Origin of the sequence: Paenibacillus sp. FSL H3-0329, from assembly GCF_037963285.1 — a bacterium.
In the GTDB taxonomy this organism is placed as follows: domain Bacteria; phylum Bacillota; class Bacilli; order Paenibacillales; family Paenibacillaceae; genus Paenibacillus_AQ; species Paenibacillus_AQ odorifer.
In genome coordinates this window covers 3,069,273-3,090,648 of sequence record NZ_CP150150.1, presented here as the reverse complement: position 1 = coordinate 3,090,648, position 21,376 = coordinate 3,069,273, and the positions used below count along the sequence as shown (strand labels likewise).

The following is a 21,376-nucleotide window of genomic DNA, read 5'->3' as shown; positions in this document are numbered from 1 at the left end:
TTCGCATCCCCCTTTGTTTTCAAAATCGATAAGTCCCTAAGAGTCTAGCTTTGCTAACTCCTGAAGAATTGTCTCTACATCACCATCAGGATTTAACGCTTTGATCATCTCTTTGGTAATGACTGCACCCTCATAAACTTGTGCAACGACCTCTAAAGGGAGTGTGAGTTCAAAATAACCTTCGGCAAATTCCACAAAATCCTCAGCTGTGCGGAAAATAGTCCCTAGCAAAAAGTCCGAACCATCTTCTGCCCCCGCTGGAATCTCTACCTCTCCCTTCTGCCACGCCATGTCGTTATTTTCACGCCAAAAACAAAAAGTAACATCATCCTTAGCTATCGCCTCATCTTCCAGTAAAGACAATAGCGAGGTTGGGACCTCTTCATAGATTCCTGGCCAAACTTCATGTTCGTCACGCGCATATGGACTTACTTCGGACTCATGATCAAAACCTTTAATTATCGTTCCTTGAGGTGTAAAAATAATAAACAAATTATCACCTGAGCCATTATCGATCGATGCTAGAGAAACATTCTTATCAAATATAGAATCAAAACTATGATAGCGAAGCCAGTCCTCTGGACATAAGACAATATTTAGAGAAGCAAGTATTTTCATAAGTTTTTTTAAGTTTTCGGGTGCTGGTAAAATATCTAACACATTCATCTATGATTCCTCCCCAATGTAGATATTAATGATTTTAGCATATTCATGAATTCCGGGTAAAAAAAAGACTACCCGAAGGTAGCCTTTCCAACTTAACAAAACACTAGCCTAACTTAAGACCCCGCACCCTTATATCTTCGTACGCCATAACTCCAGGCTAACAAACCAATCCCCAGGAATATAGCGCCTACTACAGGTGTCATCAGAGCAAGGCTGGTCATCTCCTCCCGCTGCAGAAAAAGCGCGGCTGGATACACTCCGACGAATGCAAATGGAATGATCCAAGTAAGCAATACCTGTATAGCACGATTGTAAATCGTTACCGGGTAACGGCCATAAGTCTGAATGTTGTACATTAACGGAAGAATCCCAGTAGGAGCATCCGAATAGAAAGACAATGAAGTCAACGTTGTATAAATCCCCGTATAGATGGCGACCGCACTTAACGTCAGAATGATCAGAGCCGGTATCGTCCACCATTCAAAGGGAAGACCCAGATTGCTGCCACTGATGGCCATAATAATAATACCTATGAATGAGCCCATAAGTGCTGGTGGATCAACATTTTCCAAAAAGATCTGGAACAAATTATGAGCTGGGCGTGTCAAAATACGGTCCATCTCACCTTTAACGATGTAACGTTCACTAAATCCCCATAGATTCACAAAACAACTAAACACCCCAAAAGGCACCATAAAGAATCCATAAACGAACACTACTTCATTCTGATTCCAACCGCCCAGGCTATCTGTATGCATAAAAATTACGAGAATAAAGATAAAGTTGGTAGCTTGAAAAAGCAAGTCTGAAATGACCTCTACCCAAAAGTCAGCGCGATAGGTGAGCCGGCTCTTCATATAGTTTTTGATATATTCAATTAATAATCCCAGGTAATACATGTTTCCTCAACCTCCCTGCACGAAGAGACGCTGCCGCGCCGCATGATATAACCAGACAATTGGAATCAGCAATACCAGGAACCAAATAATTTGTATCCCTAATACATTCCATATTCCAACCCCTTGCACCCGTCCCGTAAACACTGAACCTGGCAAGTAGGTAATCGCCTGAAACGGCAGCACCTCAAGTACGGAAGATAACCAGTTAGGAAACAGACTGATCGGTACGATTAAGCCGGAGAATAAGTCTACAATTACCCGCTTCATTCGCATCATGCCTTCATTATTTTCCACGAAAAAAGCCGAGAGCCCTGTAATGATATTGATCTGTGAATTAATTAAAAAGCTGAAAAAGAGCATCACCAGGAACCCCGCCCAAGCAGATGGCGCTGTTGGCAATTGTACTGGGAACAGCAGCATCGCTATGGCCATGCCGGGAATCATAAATAAGAGGAAGCGGAACATTCCCTCTCCAAGACCTTGCATCATTTTGACTAAGACATAGTTATAGGGCCTTATAAACTGGATAGCGATACTTCCATCACGGATATCCGTAGAGATCTCGCGGTCTAGGTTATTAAAATAAAAGGCTCTAGCCATCCACGACACAGCAACATATGATGTCATTTGCGTTGCAGTAAATCCACCCAATGAATCCCCATTACCATAGATGGCCATCCAAGTGAAATAGTTAACCCCAATATTCAGTGAATAGATAAGAATACCTGAGTAGTAGTTAATTCGATAAGCAAGCATGGTAAGGAAACGGATGCGTATAAAATCTAAGTAAGCCCCGAATAGTAATTTACGGCTATTCTCCTGAGGACCACCAGAAGACGCGCCTCCTGAGGAGGAGGACATAGCCGTTGCAGGATTAAGCTTATCAGACATGTAAAGCCTCTCTTTCATCCTTCAGAGCGGCAGCCATTTCATCAGGCTTGTCTGCAGACCCGGATTGATAAATACTGCGAACAATATCGTCCGTATTGGTCTCTATGATTTTGATATCAGTAATGTCTGCTTTTCCCACTACTCTGCTTAATACATCCGATACATTTATATCTAGCGGTATCCAGACAGATGCCCCTAGATCGTTCTCCGCAGACCAAGTAACAGGCAACCCCTCAGTCCATAACTCAAGTTGCTGACGTTTCGTTGCATTTCCAAATTGAAATTGAACCTCACGTCCGGTTCCCCAACGCTGCTTCAGGTCTTCCAGTCCTCCGTCATAAATGATACGGCCATCATCAAGCATTATCACTCGGGAGCAAAGCGCCTCAATATCTTGCAGGTCATGTGTAGTCAGCAGTATGGTTGTCCCATGCTCGCGGTTCATATCTTTTAGGAATTCACGGATCTCTGACTTCACCACAATATCTAAGCCAATGGTCGGTTCATCCAGAAATACAATCGACGGATTATGAAGCAATGCTGCTACTAATTCACAACGCATCCGCTGACCTAGACTAAGCTTACGAACCGGACGATTCAGCAGTTCTTGCAGCTGCAGCCGTTCGACCAATTCATCCAGCCGTTTCTTGAAATCTTGTTCAGACACCCGGTAAACCTTGCGCAGGAGCTGGAACGACTCAATCACCCCAATGTCCCACCATAGCTGACTGCGTTGCCCGAATACCACGCCGATATTTTTCACGAATTTCTCGCGCTCCAAATACGGAACATAACCACCTACTGTCAGATTTCCGGAAGTCGGCACGAGAATACCTGTGAGCATTTTGATCGTGGTCGATTTCCCAGCACCGTTCTCGCCGATATAACCACAGATCTCCCCTTCAGGAATGGAAAAGGAAATGTCCTTCACTGCAGTCACTTCCGTATATTCCCTTTTAAACAAATCAGCGAAGGCCCCTTTGAGACCCTCGCGGTTTTTTTGTACTTTAAATGTTTTGCGTAAGTCTTGTACTTGAATAGCAGTCATATTGTACCTCACTAAGCTTAGAGTTGGTTCCCAGTACCCCATTATAATAGAAGAAGCGCAAAAGCACTACTTCAATCTTTACTTAGCCAGTCTTTCATTTAGCGAATGGGTGTCCTTCACAGCTTCTAAATGCCCTGAGCGAGCGACTTTAGTCCGCAAATATTTCTCGTTAAAAGAAGATACATCTCCCCATAACGCTACTCTTTTCACGGCATTCATCCCTGCAGCCTTGAGCGCATCCAATTTCTTCGGATTATTCGTGATCAGCGTCACTGGTTTGTGACGTAAAGTTTGCAGAACACTGATTGCTTCTTCGTAGTTTCTTGAATCATCAGCAAATCCCAACTCTAAATTAGCCTCAACTGTATCGTATCCTTCTTCCTGTAAAAGATACGCTAAAGATTTGCTGAACAGGCCAATGCCTCTTCCTTCATGATTCGCGAGATAAAATAATGCCCCAGAGCCATGCTCAACAATCATTTTCATGGATTGATGCAGCTGGAATCCGCAATCGCAACGTTTACTGCCAAAAATATCGCCAGTATGGCAGATGCTATGCATCCGGATCAATGCATCCTCAGACCCTTCGAAATCGCCATATACCAACACACTGGATTGTTGTCCTTCTGCTAAGTTCATGGATGGCAAACGTGAAATTAAAGCTGCCGTTGCTTTACTGCTATCCTCTTGAAGAAGCTCTGCATCAGTTGTATTCAGCCAGTTGTACCATTTAAAAACAACGGTCTCGCCGTCTAAATTCACGGGTAACGTGATGGGTCCAACCAATATATTTGTGGAATTTGCTAAAGGAATTCGCGTGATTTTATTCTGTAAAATAGAAGTGATTTCTGGTTTAATCATAATTACACCTTCCTCATTGTTCATCAATGCTTAGATAGAGCTAAGCATAAGGATAAAATATTAGTTAAATTATAAGTAACTATTTGTAAGTAAGTTTATCATTGTAATATAACTTCGTCAAGTTATAATATATATTTAAATATTTATAATTACTTTATGTAAGTTTATGATATAATGAATGTCGAGGTGATATTATGAATGATTTCAACATGTGTCCTCGCTTTGAAAAAGCGGTAGACTTGCTAAGTAAACGTTGGGTCGCGCTGATCGTTTTCGTGCTTATGCCAGGGCCACGCCGTTTTGGTGAAATTGAGAGCTGTCTGTCCAATCTCAGTGGCAAGGTGTTATCTGACCGATTGAAGGAAATGGAAACCGAAGGCATTATAGAGCGAACTGTATATCCTGAAATGCCAGTACGTATTGAGTACTCTCTGACTCCAAAAGGCACAGCGCTTGCTCCTATACTTGGTGAAATTGGAAACTGGTCTACCGAATGGATTGAGCTTGGTATTAAGAAATGATTCCCGCTACACAACACAAAGAGCCCTAATTGTCCCGATCATAAGACAAGAGGGCTCTTTTTGGATTAACATCCCCTTTATAAGTCTTTTCGCTCGAAGCGAAGGAGACCTATAACAAAAGCTAACAGGGTATATCCTAGCGCATAAAAAATAAACATATTTGACGGAACCGTATTAAAATCCAGCAATCCATTCATGCTGCCGAACAATCCCATCATTCCACTCATTTCATTAGCGCTGAACAGGACGGCGGTCATTTTCCGCTGTAAACCATCCACTGGCATAAGCAGTGCCATCATTCCTGACAGATTATTTAATGTGTCAAGAACATCGGGTTCTAATCTAAGCGATCCTCCGATCTTATCAATCATCCCACCTAACCAGCCCGCTCCATATAACATTGTCATAAAGACGCCATTCCCCACTGCTGAGAAGAATCCAGAACCCAGCATAGAAATCGTAATTAGCAAAGGCACTATAGAGGAGAATAACAAAAATGATTTCAATAGGACTACGGCATCTCTAGGAACGGTTGCATGGATCTCAGTAATCCATAAAATAGAAATAAATAAAATCAGGGCATAACCAATCCCAAGCGTCACATATCCAAGCCAGCGACCTATATACCATTTCCACCGCGGCAGCGGTCTTGGCAGTAAAGCCTGCATAACCCCTTGTTCCGCTTCACCTGCAATAGCTGAGAAGGAACTGAAGATCGCCAAAAAGGCGATTACAAAAGCGCCAAAAAAGAATCCAAGTGATAATATAAAAGCACCATTTGTAAAATTAGCTAAGAGATGCTCGCCACTGCTAATATCTGTTCTATTCGGTATTCCACTTTGTCCAATCGTATTTGCCACAAACCAAAATCCTATAAGAAAGACAATGGTCATAAGCAGTGTTAATATCATCACTCGTTTTCGCAGCAATTCCTTCCAGGTCATTCCCATGATTATTCTCATTCGTGTTCACCTCTGTGACTTAGGCCGGATACAGCACTCATAAACCAGTCTTCCAGACGTTCTTGCTTTCGTGAGACTTCATATAAGGTCATTCCTTGTTCAATAATTAACGTGTTCAGCCAGCCTACTTGCTCCTCATTCTCCAGTTCCGCTTCCAGCCAAACTGTGCTACTTTCCAATGTAGCTGGGATTGAAGCTCCTTTTTCAGATTGAGATCCAATATCCGCTGAAACTTTGATCTTAAGATCAGTACTATCCTGTAGCCAAGACAACAAAATAGGCGTAAAACCGCCCACTTTAAAATGCCAGCTTGTTCGCTTATTTAAGATCTCAGATACTTTCCCATGCCGCAGTATAACTCCGTTATTCAGCAGTGCCATACGGTCGCAGATGAGTTCAACATCCTCCAGTAGATGAGAGTTAAGAAATATCGTAACTCCCTTCTCTTTTAGCCTCTGCAAAATATTCCGAACTTCCTGACGTCCAATCGGGTCTAGCGCCGATGAGGGCTCATCCAGAAAAACGATGGCCGGATTGTTTACAAGAGCACAAGCAAGCCCTAATCTCTGCTGCATCCCTTTGGAATAATGTTTCACACGATCCCGTCCACGGTTTCCAATTCCAACTTCCGCTAGAAGCTCTGGAACTCTTTTATCGGCTACAGATCGCTCTACACGGCACAGCTTGGCATGCAGTCTTACTACTTCTTCCCCGGTAAGCCATTCTTGATAGCGATATAATTCCGGTAAATATCCGATTTGAGACTTGGCTTCAAGTGAACCGATCTTATGGCCTAATAGAGTAGCACTACCACTCGATGGACGAATGAGACCTACCAACATTTTGACAAAGGTACTTTTCCCCGCACCATTAGGGCCGAGGAAGCCAAAGGCTTCCCCTTTCCCAACAGTAATCGTTACATCACGGCAACCACGTCCGTTATCATATTCTTTGGTCAAAGACTTCGCTTCTATTGCAGCAACCGTCATTATTCAATCAACTCCTCTAGCTTCTCTAAGAATACAGCTTTATCTGTATACACGCTTCCCCCGTTGAAATCGAACAATTGCCCGTTCTGTACCCAAATGGCCGAGTATACAATCCCTTGACTATATTCATTCTGATTCAGTAGAACCGTAGTATCTTTAATCTTTATTTGATCGGTATTCAGGCCTTTTACCAGTGGCAGAGGAATTTCACCTGATAAAATGCGGCTCTGCTTTAAGCTGGATTTCAGATAATCTGGCAGCAATGGAAAATCGATTATAGCTTCCAAAGCTTCATCAACCTTTATAGTTGGATCTACAGTAATTAAAGGAGTCTTCGTCTGTGTAAGATTAGCCCATTTATCATTATCCATCGAAAGATCATAATTCACGATCTCCGAAAGATCTAATTTAATTTCTTTCCCATCTATGGCCTCTGGAAGAAGCTGTTTTGCACCCAATCTTTTCATTGCTTTATTAACCGCTTCAATATTAAGCTTCAAGGTTATTTCTTGTGAATTGGTTATATATGCGCTCTTCACATTCTTGAGCAAAGTTCCGCTTGGAAGTGTAAAACCTAGAGTCTCTTCCACCTGATTTAGCGGAATAATCCCTTTATTTGAACCAAAAGTACTTGTAAACACACCAAATTTGTTCATAGCTTCATTCATGGATTGACTTTCATTTACCTGATAAAAAATATCCCGAATATCATTTTCATTCACAACTGTAACTTCTTCCATCCGAAACTGATTCAGCAGCGATGCCATAGCCGTATTTCCTACTGGAGTTCCAAGTATAACCGCAACGATCGCGGCACCTGCCACTGCTACTCCCCACTTACGCCGACGATTCATGCGAGGTCGCTTGGATCGGCGATTAGTTATCGGATTGTCATCTGTAGATTGAGGCTGGCCCATTTCTGGGTGTGGTATATCATCATCTTTCATAACATCCACTGCCAACTGCTGACTCCACACAGCCCATTTAGGACTTGCAGGCTCAGACGCTAACTTGTTTTGCAATTTGGCCCAGGCTTCATCTGTATATTGCTTATTATGATCTTGATTTAGCGGTTGTTTAGTCATTAGTAAACCCTCCTAAATAATTTGGAGCTTCGTTTATCTCGGTTTGTTAATCTGACTGAGATAGTGATTTTGCTGCATTTTGTCTTAACCTCTGGGTCGCACGGTGCAGTAATGTCCCTACTACGGGAGGTCTTAGACCAAGCTCGCCTGCTATTTCCGCATAACTATAACCAGAGTATCTAAGCAGAAGCGCTTGTCTATCCCTGTCAGGCAGCTCGTTCAACCATTCATGAACATCCTCCTGATCCAGCTTACTGATTAAGACTTCCTCTCCTGAAGGAGGTGATTCCCCAACTTCGTATAACTGTTCTTGTTTATTTTGCAGCCGCCGTTCCCTTGCTTTTTTGTCCAGATAATCATATCCAATACGAGTAAGGACTCTATGAAGCCAGGCACCCAGCGCTGCTGGATCATCTGGGGGTTACGATACAATCTCAGAAAAACTTCTTGTGCCAAATCATCTGCTGCCGACTCATCACGAACCAAAGCGGTCAGCTTACGTCTGACAATAGGATAATGTTCATAGAATATTGCTTTAAAAATTTCAGATTCCGGAATTTCCATCTTGTAAATCCTCCTTATCAGCTGCAGCTATAAGTAAGACGACTATCAATGCTTTTTTGTATCAAGATTACGTAAAAAAGACAGCCCCTAAATTAATAAGGAAACTGTCTTTTAGTGTTTACCTAATTCGAATGTAACGATTAAGAATCTTTTTTGATAAAATACTTCGTTCCAGCCTAAGCTCCCAGAGCTGCTCTTTCCACTGAAACTGTTGCTCTGAATGTTCATTCTCACGTAGCTTCTCAAACAGCTTCATGATCATTATGTTAATGGCATCAAATCTTGACCATAATTCTATTACACTTTCTTCTTGAATCTGAGGACTTTCCGCTGCTGCACTAAGATTCTTTAAGCGCTCAATGATGTCAGCCTGCCACTGTCCATCTTTAATCGCCTTGGCGTAATTTAAAAGATCCAAATAATCATCGACTGACATGTGTACCGACTCCTTTGCCTACTTATACCAAGTATTATACTAGGCATTATCTATAAAGCAACCCTTTATCTCTGGACACAGCAAAAAAACAGGACTGGTATAAGAACCAGCCCTGTTTAATGAATTTAACATGATCAATTTAGTTATAACAGCTTTTGAATATCATCTTTAATTTGCTCTGATTTTGGACCAAATACGATCTGCACAGCCCCTTGACCCAGTCTCATAACACCGGAAGCTCCGAGCTGTTTCAATGCGGAATCTTTAACGGCTTTTTCGTCATTAACAATCAGACGAAGGCGTGTGATACATGCATCGATATTGCGGATGTTCGATGGACCGCCGATGTTCTCAAGAATTTGAGCAGCTTTAGAAGACGATGAAGGCGTTCCATTACCTCCAGGTGGTGCTAACAGACTTTCTTCATCATCATCTTCACGTCCAGGTGTTTTTAGCTTGAACAATGAGATAATAAAGCGGAATAGTACATAATACAAGACGAAGAATCCAAGACCCACAGGAATAAGTATCCATGCATTAGTGGACAGTTTCAGGTTTACAAGATAATCGATCAAACCTGCAGAGAAACCAAAACCAAGCTTAACATCTAAAATGTACATCAAGGCCATGGAGAATCCTGTTAATAAAGCATGAACTCCGTACAAGAGTGGTGCTACGAACATAAAGGAGAACTCAAGTGGTTCAGTGATCCCTGTTAAGAAAGAAGCAATGGCAGAACCGATGAAGATGGAAGCAACCATTTTACGTTTTTCCGGTTTAGCTGTATGAATAAATGCAAGTGCTGCCCCTGGAAGCGCAAACATCATAATTGGGAAGAATCCAGTCATAAACATCCCAGCAGTTTTATCTCCAGCGAAGAAGCGGTACAAGTCACCATGCACCAGTTCACCAGCTGCATTCGTAAAATCACCAATTTGGAACCAAGCAATCGTATTAAGCACGTGGTGAAGACCGAACGGAATCAGCAAGCGGTTAGCTGTACCGAAGATGAATGCTCCAACAGCCCCCAGTGACACAACCCAGTTCCCGAAGTCACTAATAACATCTTGTATCGGACTCCAGATCATACCTACAAATACAGCAAGAACCATCATAGAAGCTGCCGTAATGATTGGGACAAAACGTTTACCTGCAAAAAATCCGAGCCAATCAGGCATTTTTATATTGTGATATCTCTTGTATAAGAATGCTGCCCAAGCACCGGCAAAAATACCACCAAGCACACCCATGTTCAATACAACATCATCATTGATGAAAGAGAACTGAAGCGGTACGATAAGCAGAATCTTAGTCAGTACCATGTAAGAAATTACTGCTGACAAAGCTGCTACGGCGTCACCGGCAAATCCAATGGCAACCCCTACCGCGAAGATTAAGGCAAGGTTACCGAAGATCGCATTCGCTCCGGCGTTTAGAAATGGCGCAAAGTATTGATTCAAGAATCCACCAATGGTCGCTCCTAGCGGAATATCTTTTTCGTAGTTAAGCAAACCAAACCCTTGAAGAATAGCTGCCGCCGGCATGGTTGCAACAGGAAGCATTAACGACTTACCTAGTTTTTGTAGAAAAGCCAACATTTAAAATCATCCTTTCGGTTCAATAGTAGTAGTGCTCTATAAACCAATTACTTTGAAGCCACGGTAAGAATCAGATCCTGTCCTGCTGTAACCTGACCATAATGTCCGCTTACTTGAGGTGGATTCTCCTCTGTACTGGTCACGATTACAGGCGAAATTGTGTCACAACCTGCCGCGCGAATTACGTCCAGATCAAATTCGATTAGGGTTTGACCTGCTTTTACTTGATCTCCAGAGGTTATATGACTGACAAAACCGTTGCCCTTGAGGCTGACAGTATCGATTCCGATATGTAATAGCAATTGCATACCGGAGGAATGTTCCAGAATGACTGCATGACTCGATTTCACGATATGAGCAACCTTACCGTCAAAAGGCGCTTTCAAAATTCCCTCAGATGGTTTTATTGCAATTCCGTTACCCATATGACCGCCAGCAAAGGTTTCATCCGGAACCTGTGCTAGTGGAACTGACTCCCCGCTGATTGGTGCCATGATTTCGATGGTATGTTCAGTATGTTTCTCTTCTTTTTTTGATTTCCATTTGGAAAACATATGCTCCACTCCTCTTAAGATGTTAATTTGATTTCACTAAGGTCTGAAATAACCGGTGCAAATGCATGGCTAGAAAACATAGTTCTTCTTCCGGGATTTCGACTTCAAGCGACCTTTGCATTACTTTACCGAGCTTTTGAGCCAGCTTGTATTCCTCTTTGTATTCTTTCTTAATATGTTTCACAAAGGGATTATCTATTAGTGATCCTTTTAAAATACGTTCCAGCGAAAAACGCAAGTGGATCATTAATCGGATATGATTCATACTGCCATGCTCAAAAGTTATCTTTCGTTCTTGCTGAATCATGTCTAGAAGCTCATTGACAATATTAGAGGCCTTGACTAACTGACCAACCGATACATTATTGACTGCTGAATACACATGATAAGTAAGAAATCCAATCTCATCTTCGGGGATTTGCACTTGAAATTCAGCATTGATTTTCTCCGATGCCTTGTAAGCGATCTCAAATTCCTTCGGAAATGACATTTTGGTTTCTTGCAAAAACGGATTAATAATATCCATCCCGTTGCGCAGACGGTAGATGGTGAACTGTATGTGGCTCGGGAGTGCCAGATAAATCTTGTCGTTTAACTTGTCAGGAAATTGACTTTGGATATCTGCAATTATCTCATCAGTTATTTTCATTACCTTAGGATCTATATCTTCCAGCAAAACTTGATATTGGCTCCAGGCTTCGCGATCTTCTAGACGAAACAATTTCTCAATCCGAGCATCATTTCCTTCGATCACACCAGAACCCTTCACTGCAAATCCAATACCTTTGCCAATGATGACATATTCCTTCCCGTTTTTGCTTCCCTGAACCATTACAACGTTATTCCCTATTACACGCTGTACTTGAAATTGCTCGATCTCTCGCGACAAGCTCATCACTCCTCTCCCTAATTATCGTCAAATCGGAACAAAAAAAGCCAAGAATTGTCTAATGGTAATAAAGACAATTCTTGGCTCATGCCCTTAACGGTAACACGCCACTAAAATATAAATGATCATTTATGAACATATCATAATTCATGAACTGCTAACTCGTCAATGGTAAATTTAGAAATGTCAAGCGGAGCTCCCTTTACACCAAACAACTCCTTATAAAAACTCTTCCACGCGAGGAAGCTTATCTTTAAGCTGGCGGACGTTAGTCTCAAGCCTCAGAATAACCTCTTCCAATTCTTTTGGATCAATGCCTCGGGAAACAGGTACCTGGATTACCTCTGTTTTGGTTTCTGCCTTTAATTCCCGCATTTCCAGCTGCTGCTCTTGCCATTTATCCATCAGATCAGCGATCGTCGCATAGAAACGTTCGTAATCCTTGATTACGCTGTCCAGAAATGTATCTACTTCCTCCGCATCGTAGCCACGCAGCTTCATGCTGAATTCTTTTTCATGTATGGTTAGAGCGTCTAATGTGATGCCGAGTTGACTGAACAGCTTCCGCTGTTTGTCTAACCGACGTTTCATATGTTCATCCATCTTTTGCTACCTCCAAGTATATACTGCAATCATCCGGCAGTAACCATTATAACAGGGTGAGAGCATCCTGAAAATATTACTATAGTTGCAGTTCTAATAGTTGTCCACAACAGCTTTATTCAAAATGCCTAAGCAGCGGTCAAGATCTGTCTTTACCTGCTTTTTATATAACTTTGCTTTCTCTTCTCCATCTGAAGTGAAATGGTAAAGTACGATTTCTTGAAAATCCACTTTAGGGTCATTGCCTTTCAGCTGCTTGGTACGATATAAAATCCCTTGCTGCACCAGCTCATGCAGGGCGCGATAGATTTCACTCTGCGGAGGGGAATAACCATGGGCTTTGAAATCCCGACGTAAATCCTCCAGCATTTGATATCCGTAACCGCGGTGTTGTTCTACCATTGTTATAAGATACACCTTGATAAACGCTCGTTGAGCAATCATAAACGCCATATAAACCCTCCTCATGTTGTAAATGTTGTTGGCTAATCTTTCCTTCTATTACTCTAGTATAAGCACTATTTTCCAACTTTCACAACCTGAAATTTGATAGAGGGTTCACTTATTCCGTTGTTTATAGAGATTTGGTGGTATGTAGAATGATTTATGTGGATGTGAGCAGGGAGAGTGTAGTTTTTTCTGGTCTTCTATTGTGAATTTTTCATATGATGAAAGTATGGAATAAATGGCTGTACATCGTTGATTGCGTTGAATGATTCCTCGAAGAAGTAGGTCCACAGCTTCGGCACGATACAAACTCCATCTGAACCCGCATGCTTCTGCACACCCCTCCCATTCTTTGTTTAGTTTGATCAGTTTAGTTTGTTCAAGTTTGCTCGTTCGAGCTACTATCGGACCCAGTTGACCCTATTCGCTGCTTTTCCCCACTTTTGGTGTGTTATCGGACCCCATGGGCGCTATTGGCATAAAAAGTAACATTAATACAGCTATTCTTGGGGAATAGCTGCACTGGTGTCCGATACTACTCTGAAAAAGCTTAATATTTGCAAATAGCGTCTTCTGAGTCCGCAAGCTTCAGCGAGAACCAAACTCTATCTGAATCCACATGCTTCAGCACGCCCCCCCTCCCATTCTTTGTTGGTTTGATCAGTTGCTCGTTCGAGCTACTATCGGACCCCATTGACTCTATTCGCTGCTTTTCCCCACTTTTGGTGTGTTATCGGACCCCATGGGCACTATTGGCATAAAAAGTAACATATATACAGCTAAACTAGAGGAATAGCTGCACTGGAGTCCGATACTACTCTGTAAAAGCTTAATATTTGCAAATAGCGTCTTCTGAGTCCGCAAGCTTCAATAGAACATCGATCCACAAAACGAAACGCAAAAAAGCGATCCTCCAGTTATTGAAGAATCGCATTCCAAGTAGCCTCTCCTAATCACTATTTCATAGCGTTTTTCTCCATAAATTCATCCTTCGTCAATCCAAACAACAGTAAGTCTAAATACTGTCCATTTGTATAAATTACTTTCCGGCGCACGCCTTCTTGGACACAGCCCACTTTTCTGAGCATAGCTGCTGAGGGTTCGTTACCTTCGAGCGCACATTCGTTAAACTTGTTGAGTCTTAGCTCCAAAAAAGCATACTTCAACAGGATGTTGATAGCTCTTGTCCCATACCCCTTACCTCGATGATCTCTATCCACTTGCACGCCTATACTGAACGTACCATTTTTCTCGTCTATGCTATTAAGATTTACTCCACCCACATATTCGCCATTTAGATTCTCGATCGTAAACATCAGCCGCTGTGATGAGAATTCTGCAAATGTATCTACAAATTTTCGGGATTCAGCTATGGTAGGTGGTAGTTCAACAGTACACTCTAAAAGTCGCCGCGCTGGTGTATCGAAACGGTTGATGTAATGACCTTCCCAATCCTCTTCCTGAACGGATCTTAGTCTTATTTTCTCATCCTGCCAAAAATAATGACTGTAATCTACCTCTCTCATCTTGTACCTCCGAGTTTAATAATTTAGAGATTATGATAACACATCTACAGGATTATATTGGTATAGTATTTTTAAAATCAACTTTACGGTTTAAAAGCATAGTATTATATATTCATAAAACGCGATTCCCGAAATCATCTGAAATAGAGGTATATACTATGAATGAATATCAATTGATTAGCGATTATAAACACATCGATAAATATAAGCTTAGCTTCAATTCTTTAGCCCAATCAATCTTTGGTATTGATTTTAAACCTTGCTATGAACAAGGGGGCTGGAATGACAAATATATTTGTTATTCCTTTATCGATGAAGATCACGTCATTGCGAATGCATCTATTAATAAAATGACTATTCTCATCAACAAAAAAGAATACAACGCCATCCAAATTGGGACGGTGATGACACATCCTGATTATCGTATGCAAGGTTTATCCAGAAAATTAATAGACCACATTATCGCTAAGTACGAACATGAATACGACTTCCTCTACTTATTTGCTAATGAGCGCGCTTTGGATTTTTATCCTAAATTCGGGTTTGAACGCATGCAAGAAAGCAGCTTTTCACTTAACGTTGCTCATCTTAGCAATCAGCCAACTACAACCTACTCTGTGCGGCCTTTATCTATAGGTAACCCCGTTGATTTTAGCATGATCAAAAATTTTGCAGTCAAAAGAACACCGGTATCCTCCGCGCTAAGTGTGATAAATAATGAACATCAGCTGCTGTTTTATTTTATTCTTCCTTTTCATGATTCCTTTTATTATATTGAAGAGGCTGACGTTATTGTGATCTTTAAACATGAGGATCATCAGCTTCATATTTTTGATATTATCAGTACAACAAGTTTTGATATCAACACAGTATTGAAAAGCATTATTTCTCCGGAAACTGAGGTTATACATTTTTATTTCACACCAGATTATCCAATCGATCAAGTTAAGGCAGAATTAATTTTCCAAAGTGAAGATACCTTATTTATACGTCCGCTATTAAAAGAACTCCCTCAACATTTCATGTTTCCTATTACCTCTCATGCCTAGTTAACGAAAAGAAAGGCTGCCACATGGCAGCCTTTCTTAATCGTGCATAGGAATATACATACTCTGTATCTCTTGTACTCCAGGGACAAATCCTAGATTTAAATAAACAGACTCCGCGTCATTACCTTCCATGACATATAACCTTAGGATCGGATACTTATCTTTCAGGAGATTAAGTCCTCTTTTCAACATCCGTGTAGCAATCCCTTTTCCTCTGTAAGCAGGTATTACACCAATACTGTAAACTGCTGCGTAATCATCTTGTAAACCCAAGAGACAATTCGCAATTAGCTGTCCCGATTTCTTATCATACACAAGCGTGGACGCTGTAAGTAATACTTCATTTGTATAATTAGGTTCTTCACTTGGGATAAAATCTTCATAAGAGAATTTCTTTCTTCTTGTTGCCTCAAGACTTCCATCAAAGCTCGCATAGTTACATTCGGCGATCTGCTCTTCAAGAATAAATCGTTTAGCGCCCATACCATTATCTTCGATCTGAGGACTTTCAATCCTTAACTCTTCGTTCCATTCGACCTCAAAATGATCTGTAGGACGGTGCATCCAACGGCATCTGAACTCATCAGGCCAAAACCCTGCCCGCGCAAATAATTGAACCTGGTCTGGCAGAACCTCGAAGGTTTTTATAGGTTTTGTGCTATCTGACCAATAAATCAAAAGCTTTTTTAATAGCTTCAGCACCACAAATGTATCGTTAAAAGGTGGAATAACAAATAAATGATATATCCGATTAGGCGACATCCTTACTCCACCTATTTTTGACTCCCCTCTATAGATCCAAAAAGCGTTTCTTTGGGCAGAATTGAACCCTTCTTCTTTAAAAAAACCATTATATTGCATATTATAATAAATGGAACAGTACAGTCCCCATTCTTCCGAGTCTGCCATACGAATAGAATAATCATTATTTAAGTCATATGAAATCTCGTATTCAGACCATGCCATTAATTGCATTTACATTTCCTCCTCGCTAGTCCTATCACCTTCTGTATTCCATAGTATCACTTCTTAAAGTAAATGTTTGGTAATAAACTGTTATATTAATCTTTTGCCGATTTAAAGCAAATGCTTTTCTTTTATCATAGAAACGGCTTGTACCCGGTTTTTAACCTCAACGATTAGCATAGGGCTGAAAGATTCTCTCAATTGCGGTATGCAAACTTAACCAGAACCGTACAAGATGGTTATCTGCAAGTTCCAGTGACAACCATGCAACCTCATCGGAATGAGTGCGAGCCCATTCAGCCGCAAGTGTCGTTTTTCCAAATCCAGCTGAGGCGGCAATAAGCGTTACTTTAGCACGGTTTTCATCCATGAGTTTGGACATTAATCTTATGCGCTGAACATAATAAGGAGCTTGCTTTGGAATGGTGACTCGTGAGGCAATTATAGATTGTTGAGAATAAGTGAGCGCACGTTGGTTCGGTGTAGGAGAATTCATTGGAACCTTCCTCTTTTTAAAAAAATTCAATTTTTAACCATCTATTAAGTACTAACATTACATTGTAGCTTTCTGACGTCCAATATCCAAAAAAAAGACCGCCAATTGGCAGTCTTTTTTCTAATATATTCTCGAGCATAACCAAAAAGCAGAACCCACTGCGAGAATGCCTGCCATAGTTACAAACAGGACATACCCTTTCTTTGTTCTAGTAACGGCGTGCTTATCATAAAACTCTGGTTTTCGAACAATTCCAAACCATAGATCAGCAATTAAATTCACGACTACTAAAGAAAAATTCTTTAATTTACTCATGTCATCTCTCCTTCTACATGTAAGGATTCATCTCTCTAACCCTTCAAACTCTGAGCAAAACCTGACCTCCATGACGGGTAAGATGGGCTCCATCCGTAATCCATTCGAGCTTTTGTATTGGACGCCCCCCGTTCCCAGCCTTCTCTGCCCATTTGCGAAGCAGGTCCAGGAGCTCCCAAGAGTTCTGAAAAAACAGGCATCCAATCTATTCCTCGCGCAGGTTCATTATCCACAATATTGACTGGACCAGAAGGCCAGTTCAGAGCAAGCGCCGCCGCGTTAGCTGCATCCTCCACATGAAGGAATGACGTAACTGCTTCTGTTGCTGTCAGTCTTCCATGCCGAATTTCTTCTGTCATTAATCCTGCAGAATCATACCAAGTCCCTTGGCCGTACAACATTCCGTACCGCAAAATCACATGATTAGGAATCTCAGCGACTGCTTTTTCAAGGGAGCGGATACCCTCAATGGTTCTCATCCGTGATTCAGAAGCATTAGTATCTAATGGAGTATTCTCCGTGGCAGGTCCCTCACCAGCTTCATATGCCCAAGAGATACTTTGGGCAATGATCTGTTCAACCCCGGATGCCAATGAAGCATCGACAATATTTCGTGTTCCTTCTATTCTTATCCTTGAATTATCTGCAAAATTCCGCTGACTTAGTGAAGTCAGCTGATGAATCACCACTTCAGGTTGAGCTGCGCGAATAGCCGCAAATATAGACTCACGCTCATACACATCCGCGATTACCGCTTGTGCCCCAATGCTCTCAAGGATTGTTTTGTTTTCTTCTTTATGGGTCAGACCGATAACCTCATGCCCCGCTTGAAGTAACTTAGGAAGCAATAGCCGTCCAATCACACCTGCAGCACCTGCAACAAAGATTTTCATCTATTCCCTCCTTTTTGCTGTACCGTATCTTATGGCATAGCTAGAGTTAAAGCATAATTTGAATGATTATCCATATGATACCACATATGCAAAAAAGACTGCACCTCACAGCATGCTAAGAGGTGCAATCTTTGAGTTGAATCATTATCATAAAGTGTTTTTATCCAAAAATAGCAGCTTGTCTTTTATAAAGATCTTCCAATACCAAGCAAGCCATTGCTTCAACAACCGGCACGATTCTCGGACAGATACATGGATCATGTCTGCCCTCCGTTTTAATCTCTACTTCTTCACCATTCGTGTTTATGGTCTGTTGAGTAACAGAAATCGATGATGTAGGCTTTACACTTATTCGAAAAATAATTTCTTCTCCTGTGCTAATTCCGCCTATAATCCCACCGGAATGGTTACTAAGAAATCCATCCTTATTCATCGCGTCATTATGTTCACTTCCAAGCATAGAGGCCGCTTCGAATCCAGCTCCAAACTCTATTCCTTTTACAGCACCGATAGATAACATCGCTTTAGCTAACTCTGCATCCAATTTATCAAATACGGGTTCTCCAAGACCCGGAATAACCCCTCTAATCCGACACTCCACGATACCTCCACAGCTGTCTCCAATCGAAGCTAAGTGTTCAATTTTTTTAATCATTTCAGCTCCTGCCTTAGCATCACAGGCGCGGACTGCATTTTGTTCAATGACATCTTCATCAAAGGTTTGGCACTTAATCCCTCCGACCTCTTGCGTGTAGGCCAGTACCTCAACTCCTCTTCTTTCAAGCAGTTTCCGAGCGATCGCTCCGCCAGCTACTCTTGCCGCTGTTTCCCTGCCTGATGCCCGCCCACTGCCTCTATGATCGCGAATTCCGTATTTCTGCAAAAAAGTATAATCCGCATGGCCGGGTCTAAATGAATGCTGAATATCGTTATAGGCCTCCGGTTTCATATCTTTGTTGTACAGGACCACAAAGAGTGGAGTTCCGGTTGTTTTCCCTTCGAATACTCCTGATTGTATTTGCACAACATCATATTCCTTACGCGGTGAAGTTACTGAGGACTGGCCTGGTTTCCTTCTATCCATCTGTTTCTGGATATATGCTTCATCAATTTCAACATTAGGTGTAACTCCATCCACTATGACCCCAACCGCTGCACCATGTGACTCTCCAAAGGTAGTAATTTTAAATACTTCCCCAAATGTGTTACCTGCCATAATATTCAAACCTCCATTGCCGACTCTTTTATTATTTATCTATCCAAATTATAATAAGATTGTTGCAATTAATGAAATCACATTTTCAATAGACTGTCATAGAGGTGATCTATATCAAATTCTTTAATCTTGAATGGTATCGCATTTTTTTATATACGGCTCGTTACAAAAATCTAACAAAGGCTGCAAATGAATTGCATATTACACAGCCATCCGTAAGTTATGCCATTAAACAAATGGAGGATTCTTTAGGACTCAAATTATTTCATCGTTTATCTAAAGGTGTAGAGCTAACTGAGGAAGGACTGGCGTTATTGGAATATGTTGAGCCCTCACTAGTCATGCTGGATTCTGCACAAAAGCATCTTCACAATCTAAAGCAGTTAAACGAAGGAGAAGTTCGGATTGGAGCGAGTGATTCCCTTATTAAAAATCTTTTGCTTCCGCAATTGAACGCATTCCACAAACAATATCCCGGTATACGAATTCGGCTATCACACGGAAAAACGCATGAGATCACCAAACGTTTGAAAGAAGGCGAAATAGACTGTGCGCTCGTCCATATGCCTATTGACGATCCACAATTAAATATTCAGACGCTTGCCACCCTTGAAGATTGTTTTGTAGTGGGACGAGCCTTTCAGCAACTGGCAAACCGTTCGCTTACGGCAAAAGAACTTGCAGAGTTACCTTTTATTTTATTATCCCCAGAAAGCAGCACCAGACTGTTTGTTGATCATTGGTTTGCTGGTAAGAGTTTGTCCGTTAAACCAGATATAGAGCTGGGCAGCATCGATTTACTCTCTGAATTCGCAAGACTTGGTTACGGGGTAGCGTTTATTAGCCGTTCTTTTGTAATTGAGGAGATTCAAAAAGGAGAACTTTTCGAGCTGCAATTAGATGATCCGCCTCCACCCCGGAATATAGGATTCGCAATCCATCGCGATATGAGGTTATCCGTAGCAGCTGATTCTTTCGTCCGCATGCTTCGTATCCTTGATTAAGATCGTGCACGTAGCAGCACATATGGACACTGCGGAACGGGGCATATGCTTAGCAACCATAAGGACGCTGCGGAACGGGGCGATTTCGTAGCTGCAAACCGGGGGCGTATGCTCAGTAGGATAAGGACACAGAGTCCGGGTGCGCTTACGTAGCAATATAAGGACACAGTGGAACGATGCACGTATGTATAGCAAAAGGACACAGTGATCGGGTGCGCATACATAGCAGTACAAAGACAACACGTGCGTAGCAGCATAAGGACTCTAGGGAACCCTGCATGTACGTAACAGCATTAGGACACAGCGGAACGATGCACCTCCAGCATAAGGACACAGTGATCGGGTACGCATACATAGCAGTACAATGACAGCACGTGCGTAGCAGTATAGGGACACTGCGAAATGGGGCACGTTCGGAGTTGCAATCCGATGCGAATACTCTGTAGCATAAGGACACGTGACCGGGTGCGCTTACGTAGCAATACAAGGACAGCACGTGCGTAGCAGCATAAGGACACTCCGAAACGATGCAGGTACGTAGTGGGAAAGGACACAGTGATCGGGCGTGTACGTAGCAGTACAAAGACAGCACGTGGCGTAGCAGCATAGGGACACTCCGAAACGATGCAGGTACGTATTAGCAAAGGACACAGGGGACCTTAAACGCAATATTATTCAATATTTGGAGCCCTATCGGACCCCATTGCAGCTATTGGCAAAAAAAACAGCAAATAAGAGCCTCATTCTATAGAATAGCGTCCATGGAGTCCGAAATCCTGCTGCAAAGGCTAAAAATTAGCCAATAGCGTCCTCTGGGTCCCTATGCCTCAAAAGTGGATGAGTTATGGGTGATTCCATGAGACGCGATGGACTAAAAACGCAAAGGAGCGATTCTCCA

The 21,376-nt window shown here is 41.9% G+C and carries 25 protein-coding genes; 3 read left to right on the top strand and 22 right to left on the bottom strand.

What is annotated here, in order from left to right; all coding sequences use genetic code 11:
- Nucleotides 1-36: 36 nt before the first annotated feature.
- The 5 genes from NSQ66_RS13575 to NSQ66_RS13555 form a co-directional block, all read right to left on the bottom strand.
- On the bottom strand, nucleotides 37-666 hold the full coding sequence (locus tag NSQ66_RS13575) for a hypothetical protein (protein WP_038570641.1): 630 nt from the start codon (nucleotides 664-666) through the stop codon (nucleotides 37-39).
- A 113-nt stretch (nucleotides 667-779) separates the two neighbouring features.
- Complete coding sequence (locus tag NSQ66_RS13570; protein WP_036686696.1) at nucleotides 780-1,565, bottom strand: ABC-2 family transporter protein; 786 nt, start codon at nucleotides 1,563-1,565, stop codon at nucleotides 780-782.
- 6 nt (nucleotides 1,566-1,571) lie between these two features.
- Nucleotides 1,572-2,321: an ABC-2 family transporter protein gene (locus tag NSQ66_RS13565; protein WP_051491475.1), complete on the bottom strand. Its 750-nt coding sequence runs from the start codon at nucleotides 2,319-2,321 to the stop codon at nucleotides 1,572-1,574.
- A 127-nt stretch (nucleotides 2,322-2,448) separates the two neighbouring features.
- Nucleotides 2,449-3,504: an ABC transporter ATP-binding protein gene (locus tag NSQ66_RS13560; RefSeq protein ID WP_038570639.1), complete on the bottom strand. Its 1,056-nt coding sequence runs from the start codon at nucleotides 3,502-3,504 to the stop codon at nucleotides 2,449-2,451.
- A gap of 78 nt (nucleotides 3,505-3,582) precedes the next feature.
- Entirely contained in the window at nucleotides 3,583-4,365 is a 783-nt protein-coding gene (locus tag NSQ66_RS13555) for a GTP cyclohydrolase II (RefSeq protein WP_036686690.1), read from the bottom strand.
- Between the two features lie 194 nt (nucleotides 4,366-4,559).
- On the opposite strand from NSQ66_RS13555, the gene NSQ66_RS13550 reads away from it, so the two are divergent.
- Complete coding sequence (locus tag NSQ66_RS13550; RefSeq protein WP_036686688.1) at nucleotides 4,560-4,886, top strand: winged helix-turn-helix transcriptional regulator; 327 nt, start codon at nucleotides 4,560-4,562, stop codon at nucleotides 4,884-4,886.
- A 77-nt stretch (nucleotides 4,887-4,963) separates the two neighbouring features.
- On the opposite strand, the gene NSQ66_RS13545 is transcribed toward NSQ66_RS13550, so the two are convergent.
- The 12 genes from NSQ66_RS13545 to NSQ66_RS13490 form a co-directional block, all read right to left on the bottom strand.
- Nucleotides 4,964-5,848 carry an ABC transporter permease subunit gene (locus tag NSQ66_RS13545; protein WP_038570635.1) on the bottom strand — a complete coding sequence of 295 codons (885 nt, stop codon included), beginning with the start codon at nucleotides 5,846-5,848 and terminating at the stop codon, nucleotides 4,964-4,966.
- Nucleotides 5,845-6,837: an ABC transporter ATP-binding protein gene (locus NSQ66_RS13540; protein WP_038570632.1), complete on the bottom strand. Its 993-nt coding sequence runs from the start codon at nucleotides 6,835-6,837 to the stop codon at nucleotides 5,845-5,847. The genes NSQ66_RS13545 and NSQ66_RS13540 overlap by 4 nt, the downstream gene beginning before the upstream one ends.
- Nucleotides 6,837-7,922 (bottom strand): hypothetical protein, encoded by a 1,086-nt coding sequence (locus NSQ66_RS13535; RefSeq protein WP_038570629.1) that lies wholly within the window; start codon nucleotides 7,920-7,922, stop codon nucleotides 6,837-6,839. The genes NSQ66_RS13540 and NSQ66_RS13535 overlap by 1 nt, the downstream gene beginning before the upstream one ends.
- A gap of 46 nt (nucleotides 7,923-7,968) precedes the next feature.
- Nucleotides 7,969-8,274 (bottom strand): sigma-70 family RNA polymerase sigma factor, encoded by a 306-nt coding sequence (locus NSQ66_RS13530; protein ID WP_306018821.1) that lies wholly within the window; start codon nucleotides 8,272-8,274, stop codon nucleotides 7,969-7,971.
- Nucleotides 8,181-8,486, bottom strand: coding sequence for a sigma factor (locus NSQ66_RS13525; RefSeq protein ID WP_306018820.1), 306 nt, complete (start codon nucleotides 8,484-8,486; stop codon nucleotides 8,181-8,183). The genes NSQ66_RS13530 and NSQ66_RS13525 overlap by 94 nt, the downstream gene beginning before the upstream one ends.
- A gap of 118 nt (nucleotides 8,487-8,604) precedes the next feature.
- Nucleotides 8,605-8,922 carry a hypothetical protein gene (locus NSQ66_RS13520; protein ID WP_036686678.1) on the bottom strand — a complete coding sequence of 106 codons (318 nt, stop codon included), beginning with the start codon at nucleotides 8,920-8,922 and terminating at the stop codon, nucleotides 8,605-8,607.
- Nucleotides 8,923-9,065: 143 nt separating this feature from the next.
- On the bottom strand, nucleotides 9,066-10,520 hold the full coding sequence (gene nagE, locus NSQ66_RS13515; RefSeq protein ID WP_036686675.1) for an N-acetylglucosamine-specific PTS transporter subunit IIBC: 1,455 nt from the start codon (nucleotides 10,518-10,520) through the stop codon (nucleotides 9,066-9,068).
- A 47-nt stretch (nucleotides 10,521-10,567) separates the two neighbouring features.
- A complete protein-coding gene (locus tag NSQ66_RS13510; protein ID WP_036686673.1) occupies nucleotides 10,568-11,074 on the bottom strand; it encodes a PTS glucose transporter subunit IIA in 507 nt (168 codons plus the stop codon).
- 22 nt (nucleotides 11,075-11,096) lie between these two features.
- Nucleotides 11,097-11,969: a PRD domain-containing protein gene (locus NSQ66_RS13505; protein WP_036686671.1), complete on the bottom strand. Its 873-nt coding sequence runs from the start codon at nucleotides 11,967-11,969 to the stop codon at nucleotides 11,097-11,099.
- A 213-nt stretch (nucleotides 11,970-12,182) separates the two neighbouring features.
- The gene (locus tag NSQ66_RS13500) at nucleotides 12,183-12,566 is read right to left on the bottom strand and encodes a DivIVA domain-containing protein (RefSeq protein ID WP_036686669.1); all 384 of its coding nucleotides are present in this window, start codon (nucleotides 12,564-12,566) and stop codon (nucleotides 12,183-12,185) included.
- Between the two features lie 93 nt (nucleotides 12,567-12,659).
- Nucleotides 12,660-13,019 (bottom strand): helix-turn-helix transcriptional regulator, encoded by a 360-nt coding sequence (locus NSQ66_RS13495; RefSeq protein WP_036686667.1) that lies wholly within the window; start codon nucleotides 13,017-13,019, stop codon nucleotides 12,660-12,662.
- 950 nt (nucleotides 13,020-13,969) lie between these two features.
- Nucleotides 13,970-14,539 (bottom strand): GNAT family protein, encoded by a 570-nt coding sequence (locus NSQ66_RS13490; RefSeq protein ID WP_076141468.1) that lies wholly within the window; start codon nucleotides 14,537-14,539, stop codon nucleotides 13,970-13,972.
- 158 nt (nucleotides 14,540-14,697) lie between these two features.
- Between NSQ66_RS13490 and NSQ66_RS13485 the strand changes: the two genes are divergently transcribed.
- Nucleotides 14,698-15,588 (top strand): GNAT family N-acetyltransferase, encoded by an 891-nt coding sequence (locus tag NSQ66_RS13485; RefSeq protein WP_076141469.1) that lies wholly within the window; start codon nucleotides 14,698-14,700, stop codon nucleotides 15,586-15,588.
- 36 nt (nucleotides 15,589-15,624) lie between these two features.
- Here the strand turns inward: NSQ66_RS13485 and NSQ66_RS13480 are convergent, their stop codons facing one another.
- The 5 genes from NSQ66_RS13480 to aroC all read right to left on the bottom strand — a co-directional run bounded on the left by NSQ66_RS13480 (nucleotide 15,625) and on the right by aroC (nucleotide 19,474).
- On the bottom strand, nucleotides 15,625-16,563 hold the full coding sequence (locus NSQ66_RS13480) for a GNAT family N-acetyltransferase (RefSeq protein ID WP_038570621.1): 939 nt from the start codon (nucleotides 16,561-16,563) through the stop codon (nucleotides 15,625-15,627).
- A 157-nt stretch (nucleotides 16,564-16,720) separates the two neighbouring features.
- Nucleotides 16,721-17,050, bottom strand: coding sequence for a hypothetical protein (locus NSQ66_RS13475; protein WP_036686659.1), 330 nt, complete (start codon nucleotides 17,048-17,050; stop codon nucleotides 16,721-16,723).
- Nucleotides 17,051-17,170: 120 nt separating this feature from the next.
- Nucleotides 17,171-17,365: a hypothetical protein gene (locus NSQ66_RS13470; RefSeq protein ID WP_036686658.1), complete on the bottom strand. Its 195-nt coding sequence runs from the start codon at nucleotides 17,363-17,365 to the stop codon at nucleotides 17,171-17,173.
- A gap of 35 nt (nucleotides 17,366-17,400) precedes the next feature.
- Nucleotides 17,401-18,258, bottom strand: coding sequence for an NAD(P)-dependent oxidoreductase (locus NSQ66_RS13465; protein WP_038570616.1), 858 nt, complete (start codon nucleotides 18,256-18,258; stop codon nucleotides 17,401-17,403).
- Between the two features lie 160 nt (nucleotides 18,259-18,418).
- The gene (aroC, locus tag NSQ66_RS13460; protein ID WP_036686655.1) at nucleotides 18,419-19,474 is read right to left on the bottom strand and encodes a chorismate synthase; all 1,056 of its coding nucleotides are present in this window, start codon (nucleotides 19,472-19,474) and stop codon (nucleotides 18,419-18,421) included.
- Between the two features lie 104 nt (nucleotides 19,475-19,578).
- On the opposite strand from aroC, the gene NSQ66_RS13455 reads away from it, so the two are divergent.
- A complete protein-coding gene (locus NSQ66_RS13455; protein WP_249267711.1) occupies nucleotides 19,579-20,478 on the top strand; it encodes a LysR family transcriptional regulator in 900 nt (299 codons plus the stop codon).
- The last annotated feature ends 898 nt before the right edge of the window (nucleotides 20,479-21,376 follow it).

What these genes read in the sequence shown, in the direction of transcription:
- NSQ66_RS13560 (WP_038570639.1), bottom strand. Translation starts at nt 3,504, where the DNA reads ATGACTGCTATTCAAGTACAAGACTTACGCAAAACATTTAAAGTACAA.
- NSQ66_RS13485 (WP_076141469.1), top strand. Translation starts at nt 14,698, where the DNA reads ATGAATGAATATCAATTGATTAGCGATTATAAACACATCGATAAATAT.
- NSQ66_RS13565 (WP_051491475.1), bottom strand. Translation starts at nt 2,321, where the DNA reads ATGCTTGCTTATCGAATTAACTACTACTCAGGTATTCTTATCTATTCA.
- NSQ66_RS13470 (WP_036686658.1), bottom strand. Translation starts at nt 17,365, where the DNA reads ATGAGTAAATTAAAGAATTTTTCTTTAGTAGTCGTGAATTTAATTGCT.
- NSQ66_RS13535 (WP_038570629.1), bottom strand. Translation starts at nt 7,922, where the DNA reads ATGACTAAACAACCGCTAAATCAAGATCATAATAAGCAATATACAGAT.
- NSQ66_RS13570 (WP_036686696.1), bottom strand. Translation starts at nt 1,565, where the DNA reads ATGTATTACCTGGGATTATTAATTGAATATATCAAAAACTATATGAAG.
- NSQ66_RS13500 (WP_036686669.1), bottom strand. Translation starts at nt 12,566, where the DNA reads ATGGATGAACATATGAAACGTCGGTTAGACAAACAGCGGAAGCTGTTC.
- NSQ66_RS13575 (WP_038570641.1), bottom strand. Translation starts at nt 666, where the DNA reads ATGAATGTGTTAGATATTTTACCAGCACCCGAAAACTTAAAAAAACTT.
- NSQ66_RS13480 (WP_038570621.1), bottom strand. Translation starts at nt 16,563, where the DNA reads ATGCAATTAATGGCATGGTCTGAATACGAGATTTCATATGACTTAAAT.
- NSQ66_RS13465 (WP_038570616.1), bottom strand. Translation starts at nt 18,258, where the DNA reads ATGAAAATCTTTGTTGCAGGTGCTGCAGGTGTGATTGGACGGCTATTG.
- NSQ66_RS13475 (WP_036686659.1), bottom strand. Translation starts at nt 17,050, where the DNA reads ATGAATTCTCCTACACCGAACCAACGTGCGCTCACTTATTCTCAACAA.
- NSQ66_RS13525 (WP_306018820.1), bottom strand. Translation starts at nt 8,486, where the DNA reads ATGGAAATTCCGGAATCTGAAATTTTTAAAGCAATATTCTATGAACAT.
- aroC (WP_036686655.1), bottom strand. Translation starts at nt 19,474, where the DNA reads ATGGCAGGTAACACATTTGGGGAAGTATTTAAAATTACTACCTTTGGA.
- NSQ66_RS13495 (WP_036686667.1), bottom strand. Translation starts at nt 13,019, where the DNA reads ATGGCGTTTATGATTGCTCAACGAGCGTTTATCAAGGTGTATCTTATA.
- NSQ66_RS13510 (WP_036686673.1), bottom strand. Translation starts at nt 11,074, where the DNA reads ATGTTTTCCAAATGGAAATCAAAAAAAGAAGAGAAACATACTGAACAT.
- NSQ66_RS13555 (WP_036686690.1), bottom strand. Translation starts at nt 4,365, where the DNA reads ATGATTAAACCAGAAATCACTTCTATTTTACAGAATAAAATCACGCGA.
- NSQ66_RS13520 (WP_036686678.1), bottom strand. Translation starts at nt 8,922, where the DNA reads ATGTCAGTCGATGATTATTTGGATCTTTTAAATTACGCCAAGGCGATT.
- NSQ66_RS13550 (WP_036686688.1), top strand. Translation starts at nt 4,560, where the DNA reads ATGAATGATTTCAACATGTGTCCTCGCTTTGAAAAAGCGGTAGACTTG.
- NSQ66_RS13490 (WP_076141468.1), bottom strand. Translation starts at nt 14,539, where the DNA reads ATGAGAGAGGTAGATTACAGTCATTATTTTTGGCAGGATGAGAAAATA.
- NSQ66_RS13505 (WP_036686671.1), bottom strand. Translation starts at nt 11,969, where the DNA reads ATGAGCTTGTCGCGAGAGATCGAGCAATTTCAAGTACAGCGTGTAATA.
- nagE (WP_036686675.1), bottom strand. Translation starts at nt 10,520, where the DNA reads ATGTTGGCTTTTCTACAAAAACTAGGTAAGTCGTTAATGCTTCCTGTT.
- NSQ66_RS13545 (WP_038570635.1), bottom strand. Translation starts at nt 5,848, where the DNA reads ATGAGAATAATCATGGGAATGACCTGGAAGGAATTGCTGCGAAAACGA.
- NSQ66_RS13540 (WP_038570632.1), bottom strand. Translation starts at nt 6,837, where the DNA reads ATGACGGTTGCTGCAATAGAAGCGAAGTCTTTGACCAAAGAATATGAT.